Annotated in this window: 23 protein-coding genes; 16 read left to right on the plus strand and 7 right to left on the minus strand. The window is 65.6% G+C overall.

The features are described 5' to 3' along the window. The first annotated feature begins 4 nt into the window (after positions 1 to 4). The 4 genes from D6M19_RS04775 to D6M19_RS34130 all read left to right on the plus strand — a co-directional run bounded on the left by D6M19_RS04775 (position 5) and on the right by D6M19_RS34130 (position 4,902). Positions 5 to 1,576 carry an ATP-dependent DNA ligase gene (locus tag D6M19_RS04775; protein ID WP_123024006.1) on the plus strand — a complete coding sequence of 524 codons (1,572 nt, stop codon included), beginning with the start codon at positions 5 to 7 and terminating at the stop codon, positions 1,574 to 1,576. A gap of 100 nt (positions 1,577 to 1,676) precedes the next feature. Continuing rightward, entirely contained in the window at positions 1,677 to 3,968 is a 2,292-nt protein-coding gene (locus tag D6M19_RS04780) for a carbon starvation CstA family protein (protein WP_123024007.1), read from the plus strand. After that, the gene (locus D6M19_RS04785) at positions 3,914 to 4,105 is read left to right on the plus strand and encodes a YbdD/YjiX family protein (RefSeq protein WP_123024008.1); all 192 of its coding nucleotides are present in this window, start codon (positions 3,914 to 3,916) and stop codon (positions 4,103 to 4,105) included. Before D6M19_RS04780 ends, D6M19_RS04785 begins: the two co-directional genes overlap by 55 nt. Positions 4,106 to 4,266: 161 nt before the next feature. Further along, on the plus strand, positions 4,267 to 4,902 hold the full coding sequence (locus tag D6M19_RS34130) for a chitin-binding protein (RefSeq protein WP_164478323.1): 636 nt from the start codon (positions 4,267 to 4,269) through the stop codon (positions 4,900 to 4,902). A 56-nt stretch (positions 4,903 to 4,958) separates the two neighbouring features. Here the strand turns inward: D6M19_RS34130 and D6M19_RS04795 are convergent, their stop codons facing one another. Together D6M19_RS04795 and D6M19_RS04800 are read right to left on the minus strand one after the other, a co-directional pair. Next, entirely contained in the window at positions 4,959 to 6,179 is a 1,221-nt protein-coding gene (locus tag D6M19_RS04795) for a cytochrome P450 (RefSeq protein WP_123024009.1), read from the minus strand. Between the two features lie 11 nt (positions 6,180 to 6,190). Beyond that, positions 6,191 to 7,222, minus strand: coding sequence for an LLM class F420-dependent oxidoreductase (locus D6M19_RS04800; protein ID WP_123024010.1), 1,032 nt, complete (start codon positions 7,220 to 7,222; stop codon positions 6,191 to 6,193). A gap of 85 nt (positions 7,223 to 7,307) precedes the next feature. Here D6M19_RS04800 and D6M19_RS04805 point away from each other — a divergent pair, with 85 nt between their 5' ends. Next, a complete protein-coding gene (locus D6M19_RS04805) occupies positions 7,308 to 8,804 on the plus strand; it encodes an acyl-CoA carboxylase subunit beta (RefSeq protein WP_123024011.1) in 1,497 nt (498 codons plus the stop codon). 54 nt (positions 8,805 to 8,858) lie between these two features. Here D6M19_RS04805 and D6M19_RS04810 read toward each other — a convergent pair whose 3' ends face one another. Genes D6M19_RS04810 through D6M19_RS04820 form a run of 3 tightly spaced genes read right to left on the minus strand, consistent with a single transcriptional unit; the run spans position 8,859 to position 11,331 of the window. Continuing rightward, entirely contained in the window at positions 8,859 to 9,905 is a 1,047-nt protein-coding gene (locus D6M19_RS04810; RefSeq protein ID WP_123024012.1) for a TIGR03857 family LLM class F420-dependent oxidoreductase, read from the minus strand. Continuing rightward, positions 9,902 to 10,276, minus strand: a complete 375-nt coding sequence (locus D6M19_RS04815) for a nuclear transport factor 2 family protein (RefSeq protein WP_123024013.1) — start codon at positions 10,274 to 10,276, stop codon at positions 9,902 to 9,904. The genes D6M19_RS04810 and D6M19_RS04815 overlap by 4 nt, the downstream gene beginning before the upstream one ends. After that, positions 10,273 to 11,331 (minus strand): phosphotransferase, encoded by a 1,059-nt coding sequence (locus tag D6M19_RS04820; RefSeq protein WP_123024014.1) that lies wholly within the window; start codon positions 11,329 to 11,331, stop codon positions 10,273 to 10,275. The genes D6M19_RS04815 and D6M19_RS04820 overlap by 4 nt, the downstream gene beginning before the upstream one ends. A 67-nt stretch (positions 11,332 to 11,398) precedes the next feature. Between D6M19_RS04820 and D6M19_RS04825 the strand changes: the two genes are divergently transcribed. The 6 genes from D6M19_RS04825 (at position 11,399) to D6M19_RS04850 (ending at position 17,566) form a co-directional block, all read left to right on the plus strand. Next, positions 11,399 to 12,022 (plus strand): TetR/AcrR family transcriptional regulator, encoded by a 624-nt coding sequence (locus D6M19_RS04825; RefSeq protein ID WP_123024015.1) that lies wholly within the window; start codon positions 11,399 to 11,401, stop codon positions 12,020 to 12,022. Positions 12,023 to 12,189: 167 nt separating this feature from the next. After that, complete coding sequence (locus D6M19_RS04830; protein WP_123024016.1) at positions 12,190 to 13,605, plus strand: GntP family permease; 1,416 nt, start codon at positions 12,190 to 12,192, stop codon at positions 13,603 to 13,605. Between the two features lie 26 nt (positions 13,606 to 13,631). Beyond that, a complete protein-coding gene (locus D6M19_RS04835; protein WP_407665298.1) occupies positions 13,632 to 14,840 on the plus strand; it encodes a CaiB/BaiF CoA transferase family protein in 1,209 nt (402 codons plus the stop codon). Next, on the plus strand, positions 14,837 to 15,793 hold the full coding sequence (locus D6M19_RS04840) for a hydroxymethylglutaryl-CoA lyase-like TIM-barrel protein (protein ID WP_123024018.1): 957 nt from the start codon (positions 14,837 to 14,839) through the stop codon (positions 15,791 to 15,793). Before D6M19_RS04835 ends, D6M19_RS04840 begins: the two co-directional genes overlap by 4 nt. Beyond that, entirely contained in the window at positions 15,783 to 16,781 is a 999-nt protein-coding gene (locus D6M19_RS04845) for a 2-hydroxyacid dehydrogenase (RefSeq protein WP_268812299.1), read from the plus strand. Before D6M19_RS04840 ends, D6M19_RS04845 begins: the two co-directional genes overlap by 11 nt. Next, the gene (locus tag D6M19_RS04850) at positions 16,778 to 17,566 is read left to right on the plus strand and encodes an IclR family transcriptional regulator (RefSeq protein WP_123024020.1); all 789 of its coding nucleotides are present in this window, start codon (positions 16,778 to 16,780) and stop codon (positions 17,564 to 17,566) included. The genes D6M19_RS04845 and D6M19_RS04850 overlap by 4 nt, the downstream gene beginning before the upstream one ends. On the opposite strand, the gene D6M19_RS04855 is transcribed toward D6M19_RS04850, so the two are convergent. Together D6M19_RS04855 and D6M19_RS04860 are read right to left on the minus strand one after the other, a co-directional pair. Further along, the gene (locus D6M19_RS04855; RefSeq protein ID WP_123024021.1) at positions 17,532 to 18,659 is read right to left on the minus strand and encodes an alpha/beta hydrolase; all 1,128 of its coding nucleotides are present in this window, start codon (positions 18,657 to 18,659) and stop codon (positions 17,532 to 17,534) included. The genes D6M19_RS04850 and D6M19_RS04855 overlap by 35 nt on opposite strands. Beyond that, the gene (locus tag D6M19_RS04860) at positions 18,659 to 20,278 is read right to left on the minus strand and encodes a flavin-containing monooxygenase (protein ID WP_123024141.1); all 1,620 of its coding nucleotides are present in this window, start codon (positions 20,276 to 20,278) and stop codon (positions 18,659 to 18,661) included. Before D6M19_RS04860 ends, D6M19_RS04855 begins: the two co-directional genes overlap by 1 nt. A gap of 93 nt (positions 20,279 to 20,371) precedes the next feature. Here D6M19_RS04860 and D6M19_RS04865 point away from each other — a divergent pair, with 93 nt between their 5' ends. From D6M19_RS04865 to D6M19_RS04885, 5 genes are all read left to right on the plus strand, one after another. After that, entirely contained in the window at positions 20,372 to 21,370 is a 999-nt protein-coding gene (locus D6M19_RS04865; RefSeq protein WP_123024022.1) for an aromatic ring-hydroxylating oxygenase subunit alpha, read from the plus strand. Next, on the plus strand, positions 21,367 to 21,981 hold the full coding sequence (locus D6M19_RS04870; RefSeq protein WP_123024023.1) for a cysteine hydrolase family protein: 615 nt from the start codon (positions 21,367 to 21,369) through the stop codon (positions 21,979 to 21,981). Before D6M19_RS04865 ends, D6M19_RS04870 begins: the two co-directional genes overlap by 4 nt. Then, on the plus strand, positions 21,978 to 22,592 hold the full coding sequence (locus D6M19_RS04875; protein ID WP_123024143.1) for a PaaI family thioesterase: 615 nt from the start codon (positions 21,978 to 21,980) through the stop codon (positions 22,590 to 22,592). Before D6M19_RS04870 ends, D6M19_RS04875 begins: the two co-directional genes overlap by 4 nt. 7 nt (positions 22,593 to 22,599) lie before the next feature. Further along, positions 22,600 to 24,258 (plus strand): medium-chain acyl-CoA ligase Mig, encoded by a 1,659-nt coding sequence (locus tag D6M19_RS04880; protein ID WP_123024024.1) that lies wholly within the window; start codon positions 22,600 to 22,602, stop codon positions 24,256 to 24,258. 111 nt (positions 24,259 to 24,369) lie between these two features. After that, positions 24,370 to 25,581 (plus strand): cytochrome P450, encoded by a 1,212-nt coding sequence (locus tag D6M19_RS04885; protein WP_123024025.1) that lies wholly within the window; start codon positions 24,370 to 24,372, stop codon positions 25,579 to 25,581. The last annotated feature ends 10 nt before the right edge of the window (positions 25,582 to 25,591 follow it).

Below are 25,591 nucleotides of genomic sequence, written 5' to 3' on the forward strand. Positions count from 1 at the left end.
GAATGTGCAGCTGATCGACGTCGCCACCGCATCGGCAGAGGTCGGCGCCTCCTCGTCGCGGCTGGCCAAGATCGCCCGCATCGCCGATCTGCTCACCAGGGCAGGCGTAGACGGCGACGCGCGGCTGGTCGCCGTCGTCGTGTCGTGGTTGTCGGGTGACCTGCCACTGCGCCAGATCGGCGTCGGGTGGGCGGCGTTGCGGTCGCTGCCCGAGCCCGCCGAGGAACCGACGCTGGCGGTCGACGCCGTCGATGCCGCCTTCACTGAGATCGGTGCCGTCGCAGGCAAAGGGTCGCAGTCCATTAGGGCGGCACTCGTCGCGGATCTGTTCTCCGCGGCGACGGACGTCGAGCAGACGTTCCTTCGCCGGCTCCTCGGCGGCGAGCTGCGCCAGGGTGCGCTTGCCGGGGTGATGGCCGACGCCGTCGCAAAGGCCGCGGGCATGCCGGCCCCCACTGTCCGCAGGGCCGCGATGCTTGGCGGCGATCTGCCTGCCGTCGCAGCCGCCGCACTGACCGGCGGTGAGGCCGCCTTGTCGGAGTTCACGTTGCGGGTCGGTCAGCCCGTCGGCCCGATGCTTGCCCAGACCGCGACCGGTGTCGGCGAAGCACTCGATCGACTCGGCGGCGACGCCGTTTTCGAAGCCAAGCTTGACGGGGCCCGGGTCCAGATCCACCGGTCCGGCGACGACGTGTCGATCTACACCCGCAGCCTCGACGACGTCACGGCCCGGCTGCCCGAGGTCGTCGAGGCGACGCTCGCACTACCGGTGACGGATCTGATCGCCGACGGTGAGGCGATCGCCTTGCGAGCTGACGGACGGCCGCACCGGTTCCAGGTCACCGCGTCGCGATTCGGTCGCGGCGGAGGCCGGGGCGGCAAGGACCGAAGCGTCGACGTCGCCGCGGCCCGCGCCGCCCAGCCGTTGTCGGTGTTCTTCTTCGACGTCCTGCATCTCGACGGTGTCGACCTGCTCGACGAACCCACGAGGGACAGGCTGTCGGCCCTCGACGCGATCGTGCCGTCAGATCAGCGCGTTGACCGGTTGTCCACATCGGATACCCAAGCGGCCCAACGGTTCCTGGACGCCACGCTGGCCGCGGGCCATGAAGGTCTGATGGCGAAGTCGCCGTCCGCGCCGTATGAAGCAGGCCGACGCGGCACGGGCTGGCTGAAGGTGAAGCCGGTGCACACCCTCGACTTGGTGGTGCTGGCCGTCGAATGGGGTTCCGGCCGACGCACCGGCAAGCTTTCCAACATCCACCTCGGCGCCCGCGATCCGGCGACGGGCGAGTTCGTGATGCTGGGCAAGACGTTCAAGGGCATGACCGACGCGATGCTCGACTGGCAGACCGCCAGGTTCACCGAGCTGGCCGACGGACCCACCGACGGGTGGGTGGTCAAGCTCAGCCCCGAGCAGGTGGTGGAAATCGCCTTCGACGGGGTACAGACATCGTCGCGGTATCCAGGCGGCATGGCGCTGCGTTTCGCGCGGGTGCTGCGCTACCGGGACGATAAAAGCCCCGGCGAGGCCGACACCGTCGACACCGTCCGGGCATTCTACGAGCGCGAATAGCAGGAATTCGGCCATCTTCGGCAATCCTCTTCAGGCCCGGCGCCGCCTTTGACAGGATCATCTCAGGCGCGAGAACTCCACGCGATTGAGGGAGGAACCAGTGGCTTCACCCACCGCAGAGTCGACGGACCGCTTCGAAGAGCACGACGGCGACATTACCTACGTCCGTACCGAGAAGGATCTGCCGCCGGTCGCGATCATTGATCGATCGCCGATCACCACCCGCCACAAGATCATCTTTGGGATCATCGCGGTGTTGGGCGCCCTCGCGTGGGCGGTGATCGCCTTTTTCCGCGGCGAGACGGTGAACGCGGTGTGGTTCGTCATTGCCGCCGTTTGCACCTACGTGATCGGGTATCGGTTCTACGCCCGGCTGATCGAGATGAAGATCGTCCGCCCGCGTGACGATAATGCTACTCCGGCAGAGCTTTTCGAGAACGCCACTGACTACATGCCGACCGACCGGCGAGTGCTGTTCGGGCACCACTTCGCCGCGATCGCAGGTGCGGGCCCGCTCGTCGGCCCAGTGCTGGCCATGCAGATGGGTTATCTGCCCGGGACCATCTGGATCATCATCGGCGCGGTGTTCGCCGGTTGCGTTCAGGACTATCTGGTGTTGTCCATCTCCACTCGGCGTCGCGGGCGCTCGCTGGGGCAGATGGCTCGCGACGAACTCGGCGCGATCGGCGGGGTGGCGGCCATCGTCGGTGTGCTCGTCATCATGGTGATCCTGCTCGCGGTGCTGGCGCTGGTGGTGGTGGGCGCGCTGGCCGAGAGCCCGTGGGGCGTCTTCTCGATCGCCATGACCATCCCCATCGCTATCTTCATGGGTCTGTACCTGAGGTTCCTGCGCCCCGGCCGCGTGTCCGAAGTGTCGCTGATCGGTGTCGTCCTTTTGCTGCTCGCGGTGGTATCGGGCGGGTGGGTCGCCGAAACATCCTGGGGTGCTGACTGGTTCACCCTGTCGAAGGTGACGTTGTCGTGGTGCATCATCATCTACGGTTTCGCCGCGTCGGTGTTGCCGGTGTGGTTGTTGCTGGCCCCGCGCGATTACCTGTCGACGTTCATGAAGGTCGGCACCATCGCCTTGCTGGCACTGGGGATCCTGCTGGCCCGTCCCATCATGGAAGCCCCGGCGATCTCCTCGTTCGCCGGCAGCGGGACCGGCCCGGTGTTCGCGGGCTCGTTGTTCCCGTTCCTGTTCATCACGATCGCCTGCGGCGCCCTGTCGGGATTCCACGCGCTTATCTCCTCGGGCACCACACCCAAGCTGCTGGAAAAGGAAAGCCAGATGCGGCTGATCGGCTACGGCGGCATGCTCACCGAGTCGTTCGTCGGCATCATGGCGCTGATCACCGCGGCGATCCTCAACCAGCACCTCTACTTCGCCATCAATGCGCCCACCGCCCAGACGGGCACCACCGCGGCGACGGCGGCGGAGTACGTCAACGGCCTGGGGCTGTCCGGCGCGCCGATCACCCCCGAGCAGATCACCCAGGCCGCCACCGACGTCGGCGAGGATTCCATCGTGTCGCGCACCGGCGGTGCACCCACACTGGCGATCGGCATATCCGAGGTGTTGCACCAGGTGTTCGGCGGCACAGGCCTCAAGGCCTTCTGGTATCACTTCGCGATCATGTTCGAGGCGCTGTTCATCCTCACCACCGTCGATGCCGGAACCAGGGTGGCGCGCTTCATGCTGTCCGACGGCCTGAGCAATCTCGGCGGCCCGCTTCGCAAGCTGAAGGACCCCAGTTGGCGTGTCGGCGCGTGGATTTGCAGCGTCGTCGTGGTCGCGGCCTGGGGCGGCATCCTGCTGATGGGTGTGACGGATCCGCTCGGCGGTATCAACACATTGTTCCCGTTGTTCGGCATCGCCAACCAACTGCTGGCGGCCATCGCACTGACAGTCGTCACCGTCGTGGTGATCAAACGCGGATTGCTGAAATGGGCCTGGATTCCCGCGGTTCCGTTGTTGTGGGATCTCGTTGTGACGATGACGGCGTCATGGCAGAAGATCTTCTCCGCCGATCCCAAGCTCGGTTACTGGAAACAGCACAGCATCTGCCAGGCCGCCAAAGAGGCCGGCAAGACATGCCTGACTGCCAAGACGCCCGGCGATGTCGACAAAATCGTGCGCAACACCTTCATCCAGGGCTCGCTGTCGATCCTGTTCGCGGTGCTTGTCGTCGTCGTGGTCGTGGCAGGAGTCATCGTCGCGATACGGGCGATACGCGGCCAAGGGAGTCCACTGACCGAAGACGAGCCAGTGCCATCGCGCCTGTTCGCGCCCTCCGGGCTGATCCCGACCAAGGCGGAACGGGAGGTGCAAAAACAATGGGACGCGCTACCGAACTCGCCCGCCAAATCAGTTGGTACTGGGCCACATTGATGGGCGACAACCACTACCGGCGCTACGTCGAACATCGCCGCCGCTCGCACCCCGATGAACCGGTCGTTTCCGAACGCGAGTACTGGCGGATGCGACACATTGCGACGGAGAGCAATCCCGGCAGCCGCTGCTGCTGACGCCTAGGTAAACGCTGCTGATCGCCTTGCCGTTCACCGGCACCGCCGATCGGCCTTTGCGTCCTGCTAGCGCTTTCAAAGCGGCCACATAGCTCGCTCTTACGAAGCCTCCCTACCGTCGCAAATGGGTCGGGGCGTCTATCGACGTGGAAAGGCCTGTAATGAAAGTTAGTCAGCTATTAGCGGGGGCGGCGATCGGCTGCATGCTCGGCACCGCAGGCATCAGCCTGGGGTCCGGCGCTGCCAACGCCGCGCCGCAATGCCCTCCGGGTGTGCAGTGCCCCGGTGGCGGACCGGGCGGACCGGGCGGACCTCCTCCCGGTGGTCCTCCCGGCGAACGCGGACCCGGTGGTCCTCCTCCTGGTGGCCCTCCCGGCGGTCCCCCTGGCGACCGTGGACCCGGCGGCTTCCCTGGTGGGCCTCCCGGCGGTCCTGGCGGCCCTGGACCGGGCGGCTTCCCCGGCGGCCCTGGCGGCCCTGGACCGGGCGGCTTCCCCGGCGGCCCACCGCCGGGCGACTTCAACCGCCCCGGCGGCCACGATTGGCGGCCACCGTGGGGTCCTCAGGACAACGACTGGCGCGGCCGGTTCCGCGGCGCCCCGTGGGGCGACGGACTGCCGCCGTGGGGCTGGGGCGCACCCCCGCCGCCGCCCTGGATCGGACCGCTGCCGCCGGCATGGGGCCCGCCGCCGCCGCCGATCAACTACTTCGGCTTCAACGAGCAGCCGATCTGGGACCCCGGCTATAACCAGTGGGGCTTCTGGTTCTTCGGGATCTGGATTCCACTCCCGATCTGACAGGCAACCCGGCGAGACGGCCGCCTCGGATAATTTCCGGGGCGGTCGTCAACGCTTCAGCGCAGCGAATAACGGATCGGCAGATGCTTGAGCCCGCCGACGAATGTGGTCGCCACGTGCTGCGGGTCGCCTGCAAGCTCGACGGACTCGAGTCGCGGTAGCAGCTCGGAGAAGAAGCTGCTCACCTCCATTCGGGCCAGCGCGGCGCCGAGGCAGAAGTGCACACCGTAGCCGAAGGCGATGTGCTTGTTGGGATCTCGCGTGACGTCAAAGTGGAAGGGGTCGTCGAAGACGTCCTCATCGCGGTTACCGGAAACATAGGAAAGCAGAACCGATTCTCCTGCTGCGATCGGCACCCCGCGAACAGTGGCGTCCTGGGTGGCGGTCCGCATGAATGCCTTGACGGGGGTGACCCAGCGGATCATCTCCTCCGTCGCAAGTGGTATCAGGTTCAGGTCGGCGGCCAGCCGTCGATGCTGGTCGGGATTCTCGATCAGTGCCAGCATGCCGCCCGAGATGATCGCGCTGGTGGTGTCGTGGCCGGCGGCTGCGATGATCGCGTAGTAGGAGATGGTGTCGATATCGGACAACGGCTCGCCGTCGATGGTGGCGTTGGCGATCGCGGAAGCCAGGTCCTCCGTTGGGTTTTCCCGCCGCGACGCGATCAACGCGGTGAAGTACTCGAACATCTCCAGCAGCGCCGACATCTGATCTTCCCCCTCGACCCCGCGCTTGAACTCGTCGTCATCGCTGCCGAACAACTCCTGGGTGAGCTTCAGCATCAGCGGGAAGTCCGATTCGGGCACGCCGAGGAGCGACATGATCATGTACAGCGGGTAGTTCACGGCGATCTGCTGGGCGAAGTCGCATTCGGGTCCGATCGTGGCCATCTTGTCGACGTAGACCTTGGCGAGTTCGTCCGCACGGTTCCTCAACGCCCGCATGGCCTTCGGCCGGAACCAGTCTGCGCCGATCGCCCGCACGCCGCGATGCTGAGGATCGTCCATGTGGATCAAGGTGCGGACCCCGACGGCCGCCTGTCGCTCGTCGTTCTCGGCGGTGACGAGGACCGGCCGGGGGTAGTTGGTGAACACGTCGTTCGCCCGTTCGATGTCCATGATGTCGGCGTGCTTGGTGATCGCCCAAAAGGGTTTGTAGGACGGCACTTCGACCCATGACACCGGCGCGTTGGCTCGCAGATGGGTCAGCGCGGCATGCAGTCTCGCCTCATCGGCGTACGCCTTCGGCGTCGCGAACACCCTGCCTGCCTCATCCATGATCGGGGTACTCAAGCTCGACTCCTCATCTCGTGCAGCACGTCGGTGACGGTGGCGTCGTCGACCGAGGCCGGAAAGCCCACCATGACGCGGTCGATGACGCCGTCGCAGCGATCACGAACCGCCCGAGCGACGTCGCTCAACGGCGCCACCACCGCGAATTCGTTGAGGATCTCGTCGTCGATGAGCGAACCCATCGCATCCCACTGCCCCTCCTTCGACATCCGGTGTAGGTCGGTTTGCAGGTCTCCCCAGCCGTGCAGTTCGAGAACCTTGCGGTAGGCGGGCGTGGAGGCGTAGAACGCGATCTGCTTGCGCGTGCCGATGGCATTGGTCGCCAATTCGGCTTCGTCGTTGCCCGTCACGACGAACAGCGGGCAGGACAGCTGAAACTCGCTGCGCCTGCGGCCGGACCGCGCCATGCCGCGCATCAGGGCAGGCGTGGTCACCTCTTCGAAGTAGCGCTTGGTCGTGAACGCGTGCGCGAGAAGGCCGTCGGCGACCTCTCCGCACATCTCGGTCATTGCCTCGCCGACCGCGGCGACGAACACCTTCGGGAAGGCGTGCGCGAGCGGTTCGGGGGTGAACATCGGCGTCATCAGCTTGTGGGTGTAGAAGTCGCCCTCGAATGCGAGCCTGGATCCCGTCCGCCAGCACGACCAGATCTCGCGCATTGCCAGGACGAACTCGCGCATGCGTTGCACGGGCCTGCTCCACGGCATGGAAAACCGGTTCTCGATGTGCGGCTTGATCTGCGAGCCGAGACCAAGGATGAAGCGGCCGTCGGAGTACGCCTGCAGATCCCAGCCCACGTTGGCCACCGTCATCGGATTGCGGGCGAACGCCACCGCGATGCTGGTGCCCAACTCGATGGTCGTGGTGTGTTCGGCGGCGAGCACCAGCGGCAAGAACGGGTCGTGGTTGATCTCGGCGGTCCAGCAGCAGTCGTAGCCCCGCTTCTGCAGCCGATTCGCCGCGTCGGCGACGTTCCTAAGTTGGCTCGAGACGGCCCCGTCTACCTTGAGACCGTCGCGGTCAGCCATACACGTGGACGCTACAGTAAGCAATTCAGTATGGTCAACGTGAGCACGCCGGTGCGACGATCGCCTTCAACGACGGGAATTGCGCATGACGAACGAGCAGGGCTGGAAGGAAACGCTGGAAGATCTCGATCTTCGGCGTCAGCGCTCGCGGTCGATGGGCGGCGACGAGCGGGTGGCCAAACACCGCGGTAAGGGCAAGCTCGACGCCCGCGCTCGGCTGGAGCACCTTCTCGACAAGGGCACGTTCCGAGAGTTCGGCACGCTCGTCGGCGGCGACATCGCGGCCGACGGAATTGTTGCGGGCTCCGGAATGATTGACGGCTCACCGGTGATGGTCGGTGCGGAGGACTTCACCACGCTCGCGGGCAGTATCGGACCGGGCGGCAACGCGAAGCGCTACCGGCTGGCCGAGTTGGCGTTGCGCGACAAGGTTCCGCTGGTGATGCTGCTCGAGGGCGCCGGATTCCGGCCCAGCGGAGAGCATTACGGCCGCACCCCCACGGACCTGCTCGCACAGGCTCAGTGCTCCGGCAAGGTGCCGACCGTGGCGGGCCTGCTCGGCCCGTCGGCCGGGCACGGGGCGCTGGTCGCCCCGGTGTGCGACTTCACCATCATGAGCCGTCAGGGTGCGATCTTCACCGCGGGTCCGCCGGTCGTCAAAGAGTCCACCGGCGAGGAGATTTCGAAGGAGGACCTCGGCGGGCCTGGCGTCGCGCTGGCCAGCGGAGTGATCCACAACCTCGCCGAAGACGACGAGGCGGTGCTCGATGACATCCGCCGCTACCTGTCGTACTTCCCGTCCAGCGCATGGTCGTATCCACCCTCGCTGCCCGCCGACGAGGCGAGCGAGCCGCGGCCCACACCCGAGCTGCTCGACATCGTGCCTCGCACCAACCGACGGATCTACGACATGAAGACGGTGCTCGACGTCGTTTTCGACCGGCAGGACTGGTTCGAGGTGCAGCCGAAGTTCGGGCCCTCGATGATCTGCGCGCTCGCGCACCTCGGCGGTCACCCCGTCGCTGTCGTCGCGAACCAGCCGAAGGTCCTTGCGGGCTCTATCGATGCCGACGCCGCCGACAAGGCAGCACATTTCATCACGGTCGCCGACTCGTTCCACCTCCCGATCGTGTTCCTCGCGGACAACCCGGGCATGCTGCCGGGAAGCCGGTCAGAGAAGAGCGGTGTGCTGCGCAGCGGTGCACGGATGTTCGCCGCACAGACCGCCGCGACGACGATCAAGCTGCATGTGACGCTGCGCAAGGCCTACGGATTCGGCTCGATGGTGATGTCGCTGCTGGGATTCGACAGCCAGAGTGCGACGTTCGCGTATCCCGGAGCCACGATGGGAGCGATGAGCGCGGCCGCGCTCAGCCGTGCGTCGCACGCCGCGGAGGACGTCGAGGCAAAGCTTCGCAAGGCGGAGGTGGAGGCGTCCTTCCGGTCGGCGGGCACCCTCGGGTTCGACGATCTCATTCATCCGGAGGAGACCCGCGACGCGCTGTTGTCGGCGCTTCAGCGAGCGATCTACGGCAGGCAGGCCGCAGCAGAACCGGTGAGCCGCACCGTCATCACGCCGTAACTCCGGCGATTTCGGCGCGCTAGCGTGCGCTGACCGTCGGTCAGCGCGCCGAAATCACAACTTGGCCGCGCGGTACGCGTCCACGATCGGTTCGAGTTCGTCGGGCGTCGCACCGTGCATGATCAGCGCGTCGGCGCCGTAGTCGAATTCCTTGCGGATGCGCTCGACGCACTGCTGGGCCGAACCGGTGGCCGAGGGCTCCAGCCATTCGTCGGGGATCAGCGTCGCGATGTGTTCGATCTGCTCGGCGGTGGCCTTATGGTCGATACCGCCGGGTATCGAGGTGACGACGGAATCCTCCCGGAAGCGTTGCAGCACTGCCGGATCCCAATTGTTGGTGGTCACCATCAAATCGCCGTAGCCCTGCAGATAGGTGGCCAACCGGGCGACGGTCTTCTTCAGCCGCAGTTCTTCGGGCAGATGATCGCCGACGGTCGCAAAGCACGACCAGACGCGTACGCTGTCGGGGTCGCGGCCCGCCTTCTCGGCGGCGTCTTTCACCGTCTTCACGCTTCGCTGCAGGGTGTCCGGCGTGAAGTAGGTGTGCAGAACGACGTCGTCGAACACGCGCCCGCCCAGCGCGAGCGTCTTCGGGCCGAACGCCACCAACCCCAACCTGATGTCCTCCTTGAATTCCGGGTCGAGGAACAACACCTGGTACTTCCCGATCGGACCGTCGTGGTTGAAGATGACCTCGCCATTCCAGAGACGACGCATGACTTGTGCGAAGTCCTCCATTTGGGCGGTCGTCACCGATGGGATGCCGAATGCCGCGTACATCGCCGCCACTCCGCGACCAAGACCGAGAGTGAACCGACCGCCTGAGAGGCGATGCATGGTGGTCGCCCACGAGGCAGTTATCAATGGGTGACGGGTGTTGTGATTGGTTGCGGCCGTTGCGATCTGCATGCGGTCGGTAACCGCGCAGGCCGCGCCGACGAGCGAAGACGCTTCCTTGACGTTCCACCGTTCGGAGATGAATGCCGTCCCGAAGCCCATCGCCTCACCGCGCCGGGCCTCCGCCGTCAACGCCGACGGGCCTTCCCCGCCCGCGCCTGCAAGCAGGTAGTAGCCGAGTTCATCGAGAACGCGTTCTGTCACTCCCACACTCCCTGCTTGTAGCCGCAATTCCACACTTCGGTGATCCTGCCGTCGACGACACGGAAGATCTCCATGCTGCCGACGTCGGTCCTGGTGCCGTCCTTGAGCTCCATCGGCGACTGGTACACGATCGCGACGTGTTCACCGTCGTCGCCCGCGACGACGAGGTTCAGGTCGAACCGGATCGTGTTGAACATCTCCCAGTGGTCCACGATCCGCGCGACGGCCTGCTCGTGGGTCAACGTGGTGGCCTCACCCACTTCGTGCCGAATGACGTTATCGCCCATCAGTTCGTCCGCGAGTTCGAAGTTCCGCTGATTCCAGACCACAAGGTTGTAGAGCTCGACCACTTCGCGGGCGGTCCGGGTCACGCGAACACCTCCAGTGCGTCGATCTCGCCAATGGTCGCCACCGCTCTATCGGTCAGCGTCAAGCAGAGCGCCCGGGACCGTTCCGGCAGTGCGTCCCAACCATTCAGCGTGATGACGGGAAGAACCATCAGGTAGGCGACTGCGTAACGGTAATGCCGCCACGCCTCGTCGAAGGGGTATTCGCCGACACCGTACTCGGCCAGCCGCCCGAGGTAGTCGCGGACCAGTTGCTCGTCGTGGCCGCGACGGACGTCGGTTGGCAGCCCCTGGCTGACTAGGTAGGCGATGTCCGCCGCGCCCGCACCACGCGCAGCGAACTGAAAGTCGACCACCTTGACCCGGTCTCCGTCGAAGAACAGGTTGTCTGCCCTGATGTCGCCATGCAGGAGCATGGACCGCTCGGACAGTGCCGTCAGCGCGTCGCCGGCATGTTCTGCGAACTGCTCTGCGAACGCGGCTACCGCCGGAGGCACCTGCGCCGACGATTTCTCGACATAGACCCGCCACCCGGGCTCGAACGCGGGCACGAGCAGATCACGGGCTATCGGGGTGTCGATGCTCGGGAAGCCCTCCAGCGCACGCACATCGGCGTCACGGATCGACCAGGCATGCAATCCAGCCAGCGCATCGATGCAGACCCGAGCCTGATTGATCGACAATCCGGCGAGGTGATCCGCGTTGTCCCAATGCTGCAGATCCTCCAGCAGCAACACGAAATCAGCTGTGCCCGCCACCATCCTCGCGGTGTAGACCTGAGGCGTCTCCATGGGTGCGTGCCCGGCGACCTCTTGGTAGAACGCCAGCTCCCGCCGGTAACCGCCGAGCATCTCCATCGCTCCGCGCGCCTCGGACTGCGCGGGCAGTTTGGCGATCAACGTCGGCGGAACACCGTCGCCGGTCAGGTGGAGTCGGTACAGCAGAGACGAGAACCCGCTGTCCTGCGCGATCTGCTCGGCTTCCACTTCGATGACCGGCGCCCCAAGCGCCGCGGTCAGCCACTGCACGGTCAGGCCGTCGATGCCCGACGGGACCTCCGCCGCGGCTGAAGTCACCATCGACCTCCCGCGCAAGAAATTTGACAGTGCGCAACTAAGTTAGTTGTCGAGCGTCTACTATGCAAGAGTGCCAGCCCGTGCACGCGGCCTCACGCAACCGCAACGCGTTGAGATCTCCAACCGACGATTGATTGAGGCGGCGGCGGCGCTCATTGCCGAAAAGGGTTGGGAGGCAACGACCGCTGCAGAAATCGGCCGACGAGCCGGCTACAGCCGGGCGATGGTTCATGCCCGATACGGGAGTAAGGACGCGATACTCGACGCGTTTTTTCTCGACGATCAGATCAAGCGCCTCAGCCCCGAGCCAGACCCCACCGCATTCGGGCTGGCTGAGGCGATGGGCCACTTCGACCGGGTTCAAGAGCTGTACAACGAAGACCGCGATTTCTTGCGTGCCCTCTTCGTCGCCACCTTCGAAGCAGTCAAGACTACGTCGGCGCTTCGCGGACGCGTACAAGCTCTGCTCGAGCACGGGATCGACAGAGTCGCGGCCGGCCTCCGGCGGGGTGTCGACGACCGGTCGGTGCGCTCCGACATCGACATCGCCCGAGCGACCAACGACATCAGTTCGGCGATCTTCGGTGCCGCATATCTGTGGACGGTGCTCGGCGATGACTACGACCTCGGCCGGGAGCTGAGTTATATCCGGGGCCGGTTCATGGACGACTACGGCGTCCAGTCGTCGAGCTGATCGAGTTCCTCCTCACCACCAAAAGCACAGTTCGCAGCCATACATGCCAACAATCTTGCTTGTATCGTGAGTTTGTGCTCATAATATGAATGCGGTGCACGTCACATCCTCACAAATACTGTGCCGTGTATCACCGAATTCGAGGGGCCGTACGAAGGGGTTTGCCCATGTCAGATACCGCAGTCGTCATCAATACAGCGGTCGCGATCATCGCGGTGGTCGTGATGATCGTGCGGTTCAAGTTCAATCCCGTCGTGTCGTTGGTGGTCGGGTCCGCCTACCTCGGCCTCGCGGTCGGAATCGGCGTTCAAGAGACGGTCGACGCGATCATGACGGGGTTCGGCGACATCATGGCCGAGGTCGGCCTGCTGATCGCGTTCGGCGTCTTGATGGGCGCCATATTGCAGCAGACCGGGGCCATCCAACGTTTGGTGGAGACGCTGCTGAAAGTATTCGGGGCCAAGCGAATGCCCTATGCGATGTCGCTGACGATCGCCACCCTGCTCCAGTCGATCTTCCTCGATGTGCTGCTCGTCATCTCGGCACCTCTTGCCCGCAGCCTGGCGAAGAAGATCGGCAAGAACGGGACCGCCCGGATGGCGGCCGCGATGGCGATCGGTCTCGAGTGCGGGATCGTTCTGACCATTCCCGGTGTGGGCGCGCTGGCACTGGCAGGTCTGCTGGGTGTGCCCCTGGGCAAGATGCTGCTCTTCGGCGTGATCCTTGTGATTCCGACGGTAGCGATATCCGTCGCCGTCATGTCCTTCCTGTTCAACCACGGCTGGTGGAACCCCGACAGCGACGAGCAGGAGTTCCTCGGCGCCGATCCCGACCCCCTCGATGACGAGGACCGCGGAGTCACCGGCCCCACTGACGATTCCGATGACGACGCGTCTGGCGGCGGCGTTGCCACCAAGGCAGTCACCGTCACCCGGGCGCAAAAACCGCTGATCGCGTTGTTCGCACCGATGCTGGTTTCACTGATTTTGATCGCCACCGGAGCGATTCTGGATGCCGCCGATATCCAAAACCCCATCGTGAAATTCGTTTCCTCCCCCGTCATCGCCCTGCTGATCGGCCTGATCGGCACGAGCTTCGTTGGGCGATACACGATGGGCGCCGAGCCGATTCAGCGTGCGATCGCGACCGGCTTCAAGGAGAGCGGACAAATTCTCATTCTGACCGGAGTGGGTGGGTCGCTGGCCGCCACAATCAAGGCCGCGGGTCTCGGCGACATCCTCGGCGAATACTTCACCGCAAGCACCGCAGCACCGCTGCTCGTCGTCTGGGCCATCGCGGCCGCGCTGCACGTCGCGGTCGGGTCGGTGACCATCTCGGCCATCACCTCTGCGGGTATTCTCGCGCCGGTTGCACCCGTCATCGGCCTCGACCCAGTGCTCATCGCACTGGCTGCGGGCGCCGGATCGCTGTTCGCGGTACACGTCACGAGCAATACGTTCTGGCTGCTGCAATCGCTTCTGGGCCAGTCGACGCGAGGCACGTTGAAAACCGTCACGGTGGGCGTCTCCGTCGCGTCTGTCGTCGCAATTCTGCTCATCCTGCCGTTGAGCGCCTTGTTCTGATAGAGCTGATTGATTAAGGAACCATTGTGACCACCAACGACATTCGTCCACTCGCCGGTGTGCGCGTGCTGGAGCTTGGCAACTACATCGCCGCCCCGACGGCCGGTCGTATGTTGGCCGACTTCGGCGCAGAGGTCATCAAGGTCGAGCGCCCCGTCACCGGGGACGAGCTGCGCACCTGGCGGCTCTACTCCGGCGACACGTCGATGCTGTATCGGACGATCAACCGCAACAAGAAGTCGATCGTCGTGGACCTGAAGACCCAACGAGGCCGGCAGATCATCCTCGACCTCGTCGGGCATTGCGATGTGGTTCTGGAGAACTTCCGGCCCGGCACCCTGGAGAAGTGGGGACTCGGGCCCAACGACCTCGATCAGGTGAACCCCGACCTCGTCATCACCCGGATCTCCGCATTCGGCCAGACGGGCCCGATGTCAGCACGGCCCGGCTTCGCGGCAGTCGCCGAGGCGTTCGGCGGCCTGCGCGAACTGGTCGGCGATCCCGACCGGCCGCCGGTGCGCACCGGTGTATCCATCGGCGACTCCATAGCCGGGATCTACGCGGCATTCGGCACCGTGATGGCGCTGTTTCAGCGCGAGCGCGTGAAAGTGCCGCTGTCGCAGCGGGTCATCGACGTCGCGCTCAACGAATCGGTGTTGTCGGTGATGGAATCGCTGGTGCCGGACTACCAGGCCTACGGCGTGACGCGGGAACGCGTCGGCGGACGGATGGAGGGCATCGCGCCGAGCAACGCCTATCCGTGTGCCGACGGCTCCAGCATCATCGTCGCGGGCAACGGGAACGCGATCTTCCAGCGCTATATGCAGATGATCGGCAGACCGGACCTCGCGACGGATCCGGAGTTGCAGACCAATGCGGGCCGATGGCGACGACGTGAGGAACTCGACGCCGCGATCGGCGAATGGACGATCCAATACGGCCGCGACGACGCGCTCAAGCTCCTCGACGAGGCAGGCGTGCCGTCCGGCCCCATCTATACCGCCGCCGATATTTGTTCCGACCCACAGTATGCGGCGCGAAACATGGTTCAGGACTTCGAAGTTGATACCGGCGGGCTGGAGAAGCAGGTGGTCGGATTCCCCGGCATCGTTCCGGTGATCGGGCCCGCCTCCCTGCCGATCCGCAGCGTGGGACCCGACCTCGGTGCGCACACGAGCGAGATCTTCTCCTCGTTGCTGGGCCTCAGCGACGACGAGATCGGAGCACTGACATGACCCGGCCATTCACCCCACCGGCCGACATCCGCGACGTGACCTTGCGCGACGGACTTCAGCTCACCTCCAAGAGCCTGCCCACCGAGCGCAAGGTGCAGATCATCCGCGAGCTGCTGGCACTCGGCATGCCCGCGCTGGAGATCGGTTCGATGGCGCGCCCGGACCTCGTCCCCCCGCTCGCCGACACACTCGACGTCGTCGCCGCGCTGCAACCCGACGAACTGGCCCGGTGCTGGATATGGGTGGCCACCCCGATGCACATCGAAAAGGCCGCGGCCGCAGGCGCACGCAACTTCCAATACTGCTTCTCGGCTTCGGATTCGCACAACAAGGCCAACATCGGCCGATCGACCGAGGACAGCGTCGCGGCGATGCCCGACGCAGTGCGCATCAGCGAGGAAGTCGGCGGCGCGATCCAGCTGTGCATCGCCACCGCGTTCACCTGCCCCTTCGAGGGAGTGACCGATCCGGAGCGCGTCATCGCCATCGCGGCGGACCCACGCACCGAGGGCGCAGCGGACATAGTCGTCTGCGACACCATCGGCCAGGCGATACCAACGCAGGTCACCGACCTGGTCCACGGGATTCGGGAGCGAACTCCGCAGCGCCGCATCGTCTTCCACGGCCACGACACCTGGGGACTCGGAGTGGCGAACACCCTGGCCGCGATCGCGGCCGGCGCCAGGATGGTCGACGGGTCACTCGGCGGCCTCGGTGGCTGCCCCTTCGCCCCTGGCGCAAGCGGCAACACCTCGACCGAGGATCTTCTGTTCGCAACCCGTCCCGCGTGGTTCACGCCGTCTACGCTGGCGTCGATGATCGAGATCACCGACAAGCTGCTGGCGGAACTGGATGAGCCGAACCGCTCCCGATCCGCACAGGGCGCGCGGTCAAAATCGTCGGCATTCGAGTGGGTCATCGGTGACGGCCAGCAGGCATGCGGTGACGGATAGGCCCAACTTTTTCGTGACCTACCCCATCCCCGAACCGGGGATGGGGTCGCTGCGCGCCGCGGGTCTGGTGCATGTGCCCGAAGAGCAGCCGTCGGCCGAGGAACTGCGCGACGCCTGCGCGTCCGGCGACTTCGACGTCGTGGTCGCCCAACTGTCCGACCGTTTCGACGCCGATCTGCTCGGCGCGGCGAAGCTGGCCGGAATCTCCAACTACGCGGTCGGCTACGACAACATCGACGTGCCCGCCGCGACCGGGCACGGCATCCTCGTCGGCAACACACCTGGTGTGCTCACCGACGCGACGGCCGATCTGGCGATGCTGCTGATCCTTGCCACCGCACGGCGCGCAATCGAAGCCGACCAGTTCACCCGGTCGGGTCAGTTCACCGGGTGGAAGCCCGAACTGCTTCTCGGTCAAGATGTTTCGGGGGCGACGCTCGGCCTCGCCGGATTCGGGCGGATAGCGCGCGCCACCGCGCAACGCGCTGTCGCGTTCGGCATGGAGGTGACGTTCTGCTCGCATCCACCCGCGGGGCGAACAGTCACCGATGCGGAACTGGCGGACCTGCCCTACCCGGTCCGCCAGGTCGGCTGGGCCGAACTCGTCGAACGCAGCGACTTCCTGTCGGTCCACATTCCTCTTGCCCCGTCCACCAGGCATCTGATCGGCGCGAGAGCCCTTGCGGCGATGAAGCCGACCGCGATTCTCGTGAACACCGCACGCGGGCCGATCGTCGACGAGAACGCCCTCGTCGACACGCTGCGCAACGGCCACCTCGCAGGCGCCGGACTCGACGTGTACGAACACGAGCCTCTCCTCGCCCCCGGCCTCGCCGACCTGCCCAACGTCGTGCTCTTGCCGCACCTCGGAAGCGCGACGACGAAGGTGCGGGCGCGGATGGCAGAATTGTGCGCCGGCAACGCCGTTGCCATCGCACACGGCCAGGTTCCCCCGCACTGTGTGAACCCGGAGGCGGTAACAAAATGACCGAGGCTGAGGGGCCCGCGGCGTCGTCGAAACAGCAACCGCTGCTGGTGCTCGGCAAGATCACCGAGATTCTCGATGCGTTTACGCTGACGCGGCCCGACATGAGCCTTGGCGAGATACAGCAGGCGACCGGCCTGCCCACGTCAACCGTCCAGCGACTCGTGAGCAACATGGTCACCCAAGGTCTACTAGACCGCCAGGGGGACCGGATTCGCATCGGCGTGCGCATGTCGTACTGGGCAGCGACAGCGCTGAAGGATCTCGACGTGCTGGCCGTGGTGAACCCGGTCCTCAAGAAGATCCGCGACGAGACCGGAGAGACGGCGTGCTTCTTCAAGGTCGAGCAGACCTACCGGGTCTGCGTCGCGGTTGCCGAAACCCACCATGCGCTGCGCCGAGACATGTACGTGGGCAAGGTCATCCCCCTGCACGTCGGCTCGGCATCCCGGGTGCTTCTGGCGTGGAACCCCGAACTCGCCGAGCAGGTGCTTGCCGCGCCTCTGCAACCGATGACCGACTTCACGGTCACCAGCCCCGAAGAACTGCGCGCGCTCATCGCGCAGGCGAAGGCCGACGGTTATGCCATCACTACCGGCGAACGGGAGGATTCGGCGTCGGGGCTGTCCGCGCCGGTGTTCGACGCGGCCGGCGACATTCTGGGCGCGATCACCATCAGCGGACCGACGATTCGGATGCCGCATTCGCAATGCGAGGCGTGGATCGACCTTGCGGTCGGTCACGCCGAGCAGGTCACTCGGACCATCGGCGGCCGCCTTCCGCACTGAGTGCGCCTAGAAACCTCTCGGAGGCGGTCTGCACGCCCCTGGCAAAGAGATGGCCGACATGGCTTCCCTTATGCCAGAACAGCTCTCCTCCCCATCGCTCGTGCAGCTGTTGGGCGGGTTCACGCATCGCCATCCTGTCGTGCCACGCGCCGACGATGAGGCGTCCGCGCGGAGGTGCTGTCGGTGCGACGACGGTGTGGTCGACCGCGGACGCGATGGCCGCCACCGTATCCGAGCCCAGCAGGTCGATGGTGTCGTTCACCGACGGGCCCCACCGACCGAGATGTTGGGAGATCATCGCGTTCAGGCCGAGGATCGGCGTGTACACCGCGACGCCGTCGACATCCTCGAAGTGCGAAACCAGTGCCGCCACCGGGCTTCCCATGGAAACGCCGGACACCGCCATCACGGTCGACTGCGGTCGCAGCCAAGCCACAAGCGCGCGGACCTCGGAGACGGCGCGCATCATCCCGGCGACATTGGTCAGCGGGTCCATGTTCGGATAGGGCGGCCACGCCGTGCGCCGTGATCCGTGGCCCGGCTGAATCGGCAGGGCGATGTTGAAGCCGAGTTCGTCGCGGATTCGCCGGGCCCTGGAGAACAGCAGGTCTATCGGCTGGCCCTGACCGGCACCGTGCACCCACACCAGCCACGGCCTGCGGTCGTCTCCCGTCCGGTACAGGTGCGCGACCGCGGTTGCGGGCCCGCCGAGGCCGGCTGCGGCAAGCGAGTCCGGCAGCACGGGAACGTGTTCGAACTTCAGCTTCTCGTACGTCAGCCGGCCAAGCCGTTGCGACCGAATCGACTTCACGTTCAAGGGTTCCGGGACCGGATGGGCCCGCTCGACGCCCAGTGCGGAGAGCTCCTCGGCGGCGGCCTCGCACGATTCCAGCGACCGCTCCAGCTTGGGTGGCGGCGCCGTCAGCGTCATCCCGGACAGCGCCAGTTCGTCGAGCATCACCTCGCCGAGCTGGCGTGTACCGGTCGGCGACAACGGCTTCCAGTCTCCGGAGCTTCTCAGCGCGGCGTGTGCACGCGGCAACACGCCGGCGAAATCCCGACCGATCCGATAAGCGCGTTCCGAAGCCTTCATCACGCGAGCTTGAATCCCGTGTAGCCGGCCTCGGCGACCTCGTCACACCGTCGGCGATACTCCGGAATTCCTCCCGTGTAGCCCATGTACATCCGTTGCTTGCCTGGCACGTTTCCGCCGTTGTACCAGGAGTTGCAGGACGGGTGGACGAGCACGGTGGGCGCGACGAGGGACGTGATGTGCTCGATCCATTCCCGCTGCGCATCGGGCAGCGCTTCGATGGTCTGATAGTCGTTGGTGCGCAGATGGCTGATGCAGTCACCGATCCACTCGACGTGCTGTTCCAGTGCGGCGACGAAATTGCTTGCAGGCGCGGGGCTTCCTGGGGCCTGGACGATGAAGAGGTTGGGGAAGCCCGCGACCGCCAGCCCGAGGTAACACAGTGGACCGTCGGTCGCCCAGAAGTCCTTGAGCGACATGCCGTCACGGCCGCGGATGTCGATGCGGCTGAGCGCCCCTGTCATCGCGTCGAAGCCGGTGGCGTAGATGATGACGTCGAGATCATAGGAGCCCTGCTCGGTCTCGATGCCGGTCGGCGCCACCGCACGAATCGGACCCTTGCGAAGGTCGACGAGGGTGACGTTGTCCCGGTTGAAGGTCTCGTAGTAGCCCTGATCGATGATCGGGCGCTTGCATCCGAAGGGATGAGTAGACGACAGCGACGCCGCGGTGTCGGGGTCGCTGACGATCCGTCCCACCGCCTCGCCGTAGAGCTTGGCCGCCATCTCGCTGGACTCGATGTCGAAGAACACGTCGCCCCAGCTGAGGGCGCCCATGATGCCGTTCTGTTCGACGGCTCGTACCTGGTCTTCCCGCGACGCGGTCTTAAGCGGCGGATTGGCCATCATCTGGAACATCACCGAGAAGGCCGACAGCCGAGCCGCCCCGATCGGATGTTCTCGTTGCGCGGCGCGGATCTCGCCGTAGTTGGCCTTCATCTCGTCAAACTCGCCCGGCTCGAACGCGCGGACCTGCCACGGCAGGGTGTAGGCGGGTGAGCGCTGAAACACGGTGAGGTGCTCGACGTCCTTGGCGACCGCCGGGATCAGCTGCACGCCGGTCGAGCCGGTGCCGATGACGCCGACGCGCTTGCCGGCGAGGTCGACGTCATGCCTGGGCCAGCGACTGGTGAACAACGAGGTGCCCGCGAATGTGTCCATGCCGGGGATGTCGGGTTCCAGCGGCGCGGAGAGAATGCCTGAGGCGGCGACCACGAACGGCGCGCTGAACTCCTCCCCCGCTTCGGTTTTCACCGTCCATGTCGCCGTGTGTTCATCGAAGGTCATCGAGGTGACCGCGGTGTTGAACCTGATGTCGCGGCGGAGGTCGAGTCGGTCGGCGACGAAGTTGAGGTACGCCTCGATCTCGGGCTGGGCGGCCATCGTCTCCGTCCACACCCACTCCTGCTGGATCTCGTCGGAGAAGCTGTAGGAGTATTCGATGCTCTCGATGTCGCAGCGCGCGCCGGGATACCGGTTGAACAACCATGTTCCGCCGACCTTGTCGGCCCGCTCGACGACCACCGGCCGCAGCCCAAGCTCTCGAAGCCGATGCAAGGCGTACAGGCCGGAGAACCCGGCACCGATGACGATCGCGTCGAAGCGACCTCGAAAAACCACCACGCCTCCTTGCGCCGCCGTTCCTCCGCGAAACTGCCGAAAACTATACTGTAATATCTTCCGTTGGCTAGGTTGACGACCCAGGAGGCCCGTGTGAAAGTCCCCTTCACCTGGAAGGTCACCGGCTGGTTCATGGTCGGCTGGTCGGCCGAATTCACGGCAGGCGAGACGCGACCGCTGCGGTATTTCGGTGAGGACCTGGTCGCCTATCGCGACGAGGCCGGTGAACTGCACGTGCTGTCGGGGCACTGCCGCCACCTCGGCGCTCACATCGGACACGGCGGCAAAGTGGTCGGCGACTGCGTCGAATGCCCGTTCCATGGCTGGCGATGGGGCCCGGACGGCACCAACCGCTACATCCCCTATCAGCCCGACCGCCCGAACAAGGCGCTACGGCTGCACGTGTATCCCGTGCGCGAACAGTACGGCTGCGTGTTCGTCTGGCACCAACCCGACGGCAAGGAGCCGCAATGGGAGATGCCCGACCTCTTTCACAAGTTCCCGCAATTCCCGACGGAACCGGACGCGTATTACCGTCCGTACCCAGAGTTTTCGCGCCGCGCCGAGCACGAACCCGTACATCCGCAGATCGTGGCCGAGAACGGACCCGACAGCGCCCACTTTCGCTACGTGCACGGTGCGACGGTGACGCCGGTGTGCCTCACCTGGGAGGCCGTCGACGAGGAATGGCGCTTCCTCACCGGCTGGCCCGACGCCCGCAGCGACGACCCGGACAAGATGGCGCTCTACATTCACAGCCACTTCTCCGGGCTCGGCTTCGCGATCAGTGCGTTCGAGGGGTCGTCCAACCACCGGCTGATCTTCGCCTGCACCCCCGTCGAGGACGGGTACTCGGACATGTTCTATTCGGTTTGGTGGCCGCGGCTTCCTGGCGACATCTCCGACGTGCCGCCAGACTCGGTGCGCGAGAAGGTCGAGCGCCAGTTCCTCGGGACCGTGTGGGACGACCTCAACATCTGGCGCTACCAGGAGTACGTCGAACACCCCGCGCTGTCCAAGGTGGACGCGAAACCCTATATGGCCATGCGGAAGTGGGCCACGCAGTTCTACGAGGCGCCCGCATCGGTATGAGAGTCGACCTCGCCGAAATCGCGGCGCCCGGCCACACGGCGATCGTCACGCAGGAGCTCCAGGGCGCCGTCGTCGGGCCCAACGCGGGCCTTGCAGTGCTCGCCAAGGAGGCGCAGAGGCAGGCGCTGCCCAACATCGGACGACTGCTCCCCGCAGCGCGCGACGCGGGTGTGCGCGTCGTGCACTGTCTGGTCCAGCGGCGACCCGACGGGCTGGGCGCAAACCACAATGCGCCGATCTTCACGATGGGACGAAAGCAGGTCGACATCAGCCCCGGCAGTGAGGGTGCCACGCTGCTCCCCGAATTCGGCCCTGCCCCAGACGATGTCGTGCTGCACAGGTGGCATGGTGTTGGCCCGATGGGCGGCACCGACCTCGACGTGATCCTGCGCAACCTCGGGGTGACGACGATCGTCGCCGTCGGCGTATCGGTCAACATCGCGATCACCAACCTCGTCATGGACGCGGTGAACGCCGCCTACCGCGTCGTCGTCCCGCGTGACGCCGTCGCGGGTATCCCCGCCGACTACGCCGACGCGATCATCGACAACACCATCTCGCTGTTGGCGACCGTCACCACAACCGCAGATCTCCTGGCGGCGTGGACGTGACGGACACCGGCCACGAGACCCGCGGCTTTCCGCCGATCGAACCCGTCGACGCGCCACCGGAGATGGCCCGATTCATGACGGCGATGCGCAGGCTGCAGGACATCGCGGTGTCCACCGCGCCCGACGGCGATCTGTGGACCGACGGCGCGCGGCGCATCGAGGAGTTGTGCGAGCAGCTCGAGGTGCATCGGGCCCCGCAGGGCGTCGCCCCGGCAGGCAGGGCACTGCATCTGCCCGGGCTGGGTCATCCTCTGGTGCCGCCGTGGACCCTCGCCGAGTACGGGCCCGACGGCGTGATCATGCACGGACACTTCAGCCGTTTTCACGTCGGCGGGAACAACGCCGTCCACGGCGGAGTCATCCCGCTGTTCTTCGACTGGCACTTCGGCATGATCGTGTCCGCCGCGGACCGGCCCATCAGCCGGACCGCCTACCTTCACGTCGACTACAAGTTGGTGACCCCTATCGACAAACCGCTCGTGTCACACGGCCGGATCGACAGAGTCGATGGGCGCAAGGCGTTCCTCACCGCGACGATGACCGACGGCGACGGCACCGTACTATCCGAGGCAAGCGGCCTGATGATCAAGCTGTTGCCGCACCAACCCTGAGGACCCGATGACCGCCCCCTCGACGCAGTTCACCGTCCCCGCCACCGCCGCCGCCGTCGCGGGCGCCATCGGCGACCGGGAGTTCATCATCCAGGGCGACCGACGCTACACCTTCGCCCAGATCGTCGAGCGGTCCAACCGGCTGGCGGCCTATCTGCACGCCCGCGGGCTTGGCTGCAAAACCGAGCGGTCGGAGCTGGCCGGCCATGAGGTCGGCCAAGATCTGCTTGGCATGTACGCCTACAACGGCCCCGAGTACGTCGAGGGGATGCTCGGCGCCTGGCGGGCGAGGGTGGCCCCGTTCAACGTCAACTACCGGTATGTGAAGAACGAGCTGCAGTACCTGCTCGCGGACTCCGGTGCAACCGCGTTGCTCTACCACGCGACGTTCGCGCCCCGCGTCGGCGAGGTGCTCCCCTACCTGCCCAGGCTGCGGGTGCTGATCCAGATCGCCGACGACTCCGGCCACGACCTGGTACACGGCGCCGTCGACTATGAGTCGATCGTCGCGTCGGGCGCGACAACGCCGCCGCCCGTCGAGCCGTCGCCCGACGACCTGTATGTGCTCTACACCGGCGGCACCACCGGGATGCCGAAGGGCGTGCTGTGGCGTCAGCACGACATCTTCATGACGTCGTTCGGCGGCAGGAACATGTACACCGGCGAGGTCACCGCGTCCTACGACGAGATCGCCAAGCGGGTAGCCGAGAATCCCGGAACCAAGATCTTCACGCTGCCGCCACTCATGCACGGCGCCGCGCAATGGGCCGTAATGACCGCGCTCACCACCGGACAGACGGTCGTATTTCCACGCACACAAGGCAAATTCGACGCCGACGAAGTCGTGCGCACGATCGAGCAGGAGAAGATACTGACGGTTCAGGTCGTGGGCGACGCCATGGCACGGCCGATCGCCGATGCCATCGAACGTGGTACCGCCGACGTATCGTCGCTCGCGGTCGTCGCCAACGGCGGGGCCGCGCTCAGCCCGACCGCCAAACAGCGCCTCATCGACATCAAACCGGGCCTGATCGTCATGGACGGCGTCGGATCATCGGAGACCGGTATTCAGATGAGCCACATGTCCATGTCGGGCGCGGTGTCGACGGGCAAATTCAATGCAGGACCCGACACCAGCGTCGCGGCAGAAGACCTCGGCTCGATCCTGGAACCCGGCCATGAGGGCATGGGCTGGCTCGCGCAGCGCGGTTACGTTCCCCTCGGTTACAAGGGCGACGCGGCCAAGACGGCCAAGACGTTCCCGGTCATCGAGGGCGTGCGTTACTCGATTCCCGGCGACCGCGCGCGTCATCTCGCCGAAGGCGGCATCGAACTTCTCGGCCGCGATTCGGTGACCATCAACTCCGGTGGCGAGAAGATCTTCGCCGAGGAGGTCGAAGGCGCCCTGCTGTCGCACCCGGCGGTGGCCGACGTCGTGGTGTCCGGGCGGCCCAGCGAGCGGTGGGGCCAGGAGGTCGTCGCGATCGTCGCCCTCGTCGAGGGCGCGACCGCCGACGCCCAGGAGCTGATCGACCACGCGGCCGGCGTCATCGCAGGCTACAAGCTGCCGAAGGCGGTGGTTTTCCGGCCGGTCATCGAACGCAGCCCCGCAGGCAAGGCGGACTATCGATGGGCGCGCGAACAGGCGCTCAGCGAGGGCACCTGAGCCGTTGAGGGGTGAAATCGCCCGCGACGTATCGTTCGGTACTCCTATACTGTAATCTTTACAGTACCCATAGCAGGATGTCTGTCCGTACGAGGATGCTGGAGACCAGACGTGGATACGCCAGTGCTGGACGTCACGCCCGACGAAGCGGCCGACCTTCTTCGCAACCCCTACCCGATCTTCCAGCGCAGGCGAACTGAAACCGGCGGCGTATTCTGCGGCAGCGTCATGGACTGGACTAAGGCCGCCGAAGACTTCCGGCCCGAGAATCTCTATGCCGCAGTGTCGTTCGACGCGGTGAACCGTGTCTTCCGCGACGGCAAGGCGTTCAACTCCCACATCTACGACTCGACCATCGGCCTGTTCATCGGACCCACCATCCTTGCGATGGAGGGCAAGACCCACTGGGAACACCGCAATCTCGTGTCGGCGGCGTTCAAGTCGCGCTCGCTGCTGCGGTGGGAACCCGAGATCGTCCGGCCGGTCGTCAACGGGTTGATCGACGAGTTCGTCGACGCGGGCGAGACGGATCTTGTCCGCGCCTTCACCCTCGAGTTCCCGACCAGGGTGATCTCGAAATTGCTTGGCCTGCCCGAGGAAGACCTGCCGTGGTTCCGAACGCAGGCCGTCGACCTGATCAGCTATCACGTCAAGTACAAGCGGGCGTTCGAGGCGTCGGCCGCGCTGAAGGACTACTTCCTCGGCCACATCGAAAAGCGCAGGTCGCAGCCGACCGAGGACATCATCGGCGATCTGGTCACCGCCGAGATCGATGGCGAGAAGCTCAGCGACGAAGCCATCTACTCCTTCCTGCGGCTCCTGCTGCCCGCGGGCCTCGAGACGACCTACCGCTCATCGGGCAACCTGCTCTTCCTCCTGCTCACACACCCCGACCAGTTCCGAGCCGTGCAGGCAGATCGTGAGCTCATCGGTCCCGCCATCGAGGAGGGGCTGCGCTTCGAGACGCCGCTGACGACGGTTCAGCGGTATGCGAGCGAGGAGACCGAGCTCGAAGGCGTCACGCTCCCGCAGGGGGCGGTGATCGACGTCTGCATCGGGTCGGCAAACCGCGACGAGAACCGGTGGGAGCGCTCGGAAGAGTTCGACATCTTTCGGAAACGGCTGCCGCACATCTCCTTTGCCGCCGGTGAGCACACCTGCATGGGGCTGCACCTGGCGCGAATGGAGACCAGGGTGGCTCTCGAATGCCTGCTCGACAGGCTGACCGACATCGAGCTCGTCACCGACAACAACCCGCACATCTACGGGCAGCCGTTCCGTTCACCGACGGCACTGCCCGTCACCTTCGCCGCAGCGGGGTGATAGGACCATT

The organism is Mycolicibacterium stellerae (genome assembly GCF_003719305.1).
GTDB classification, from domain to species: Bacteria; Actinomycetota; Actinomycetes; order Mycobacteriales; family Mycobacteriaceae; genus Mycobacterium; species Mycobacterium stellerae.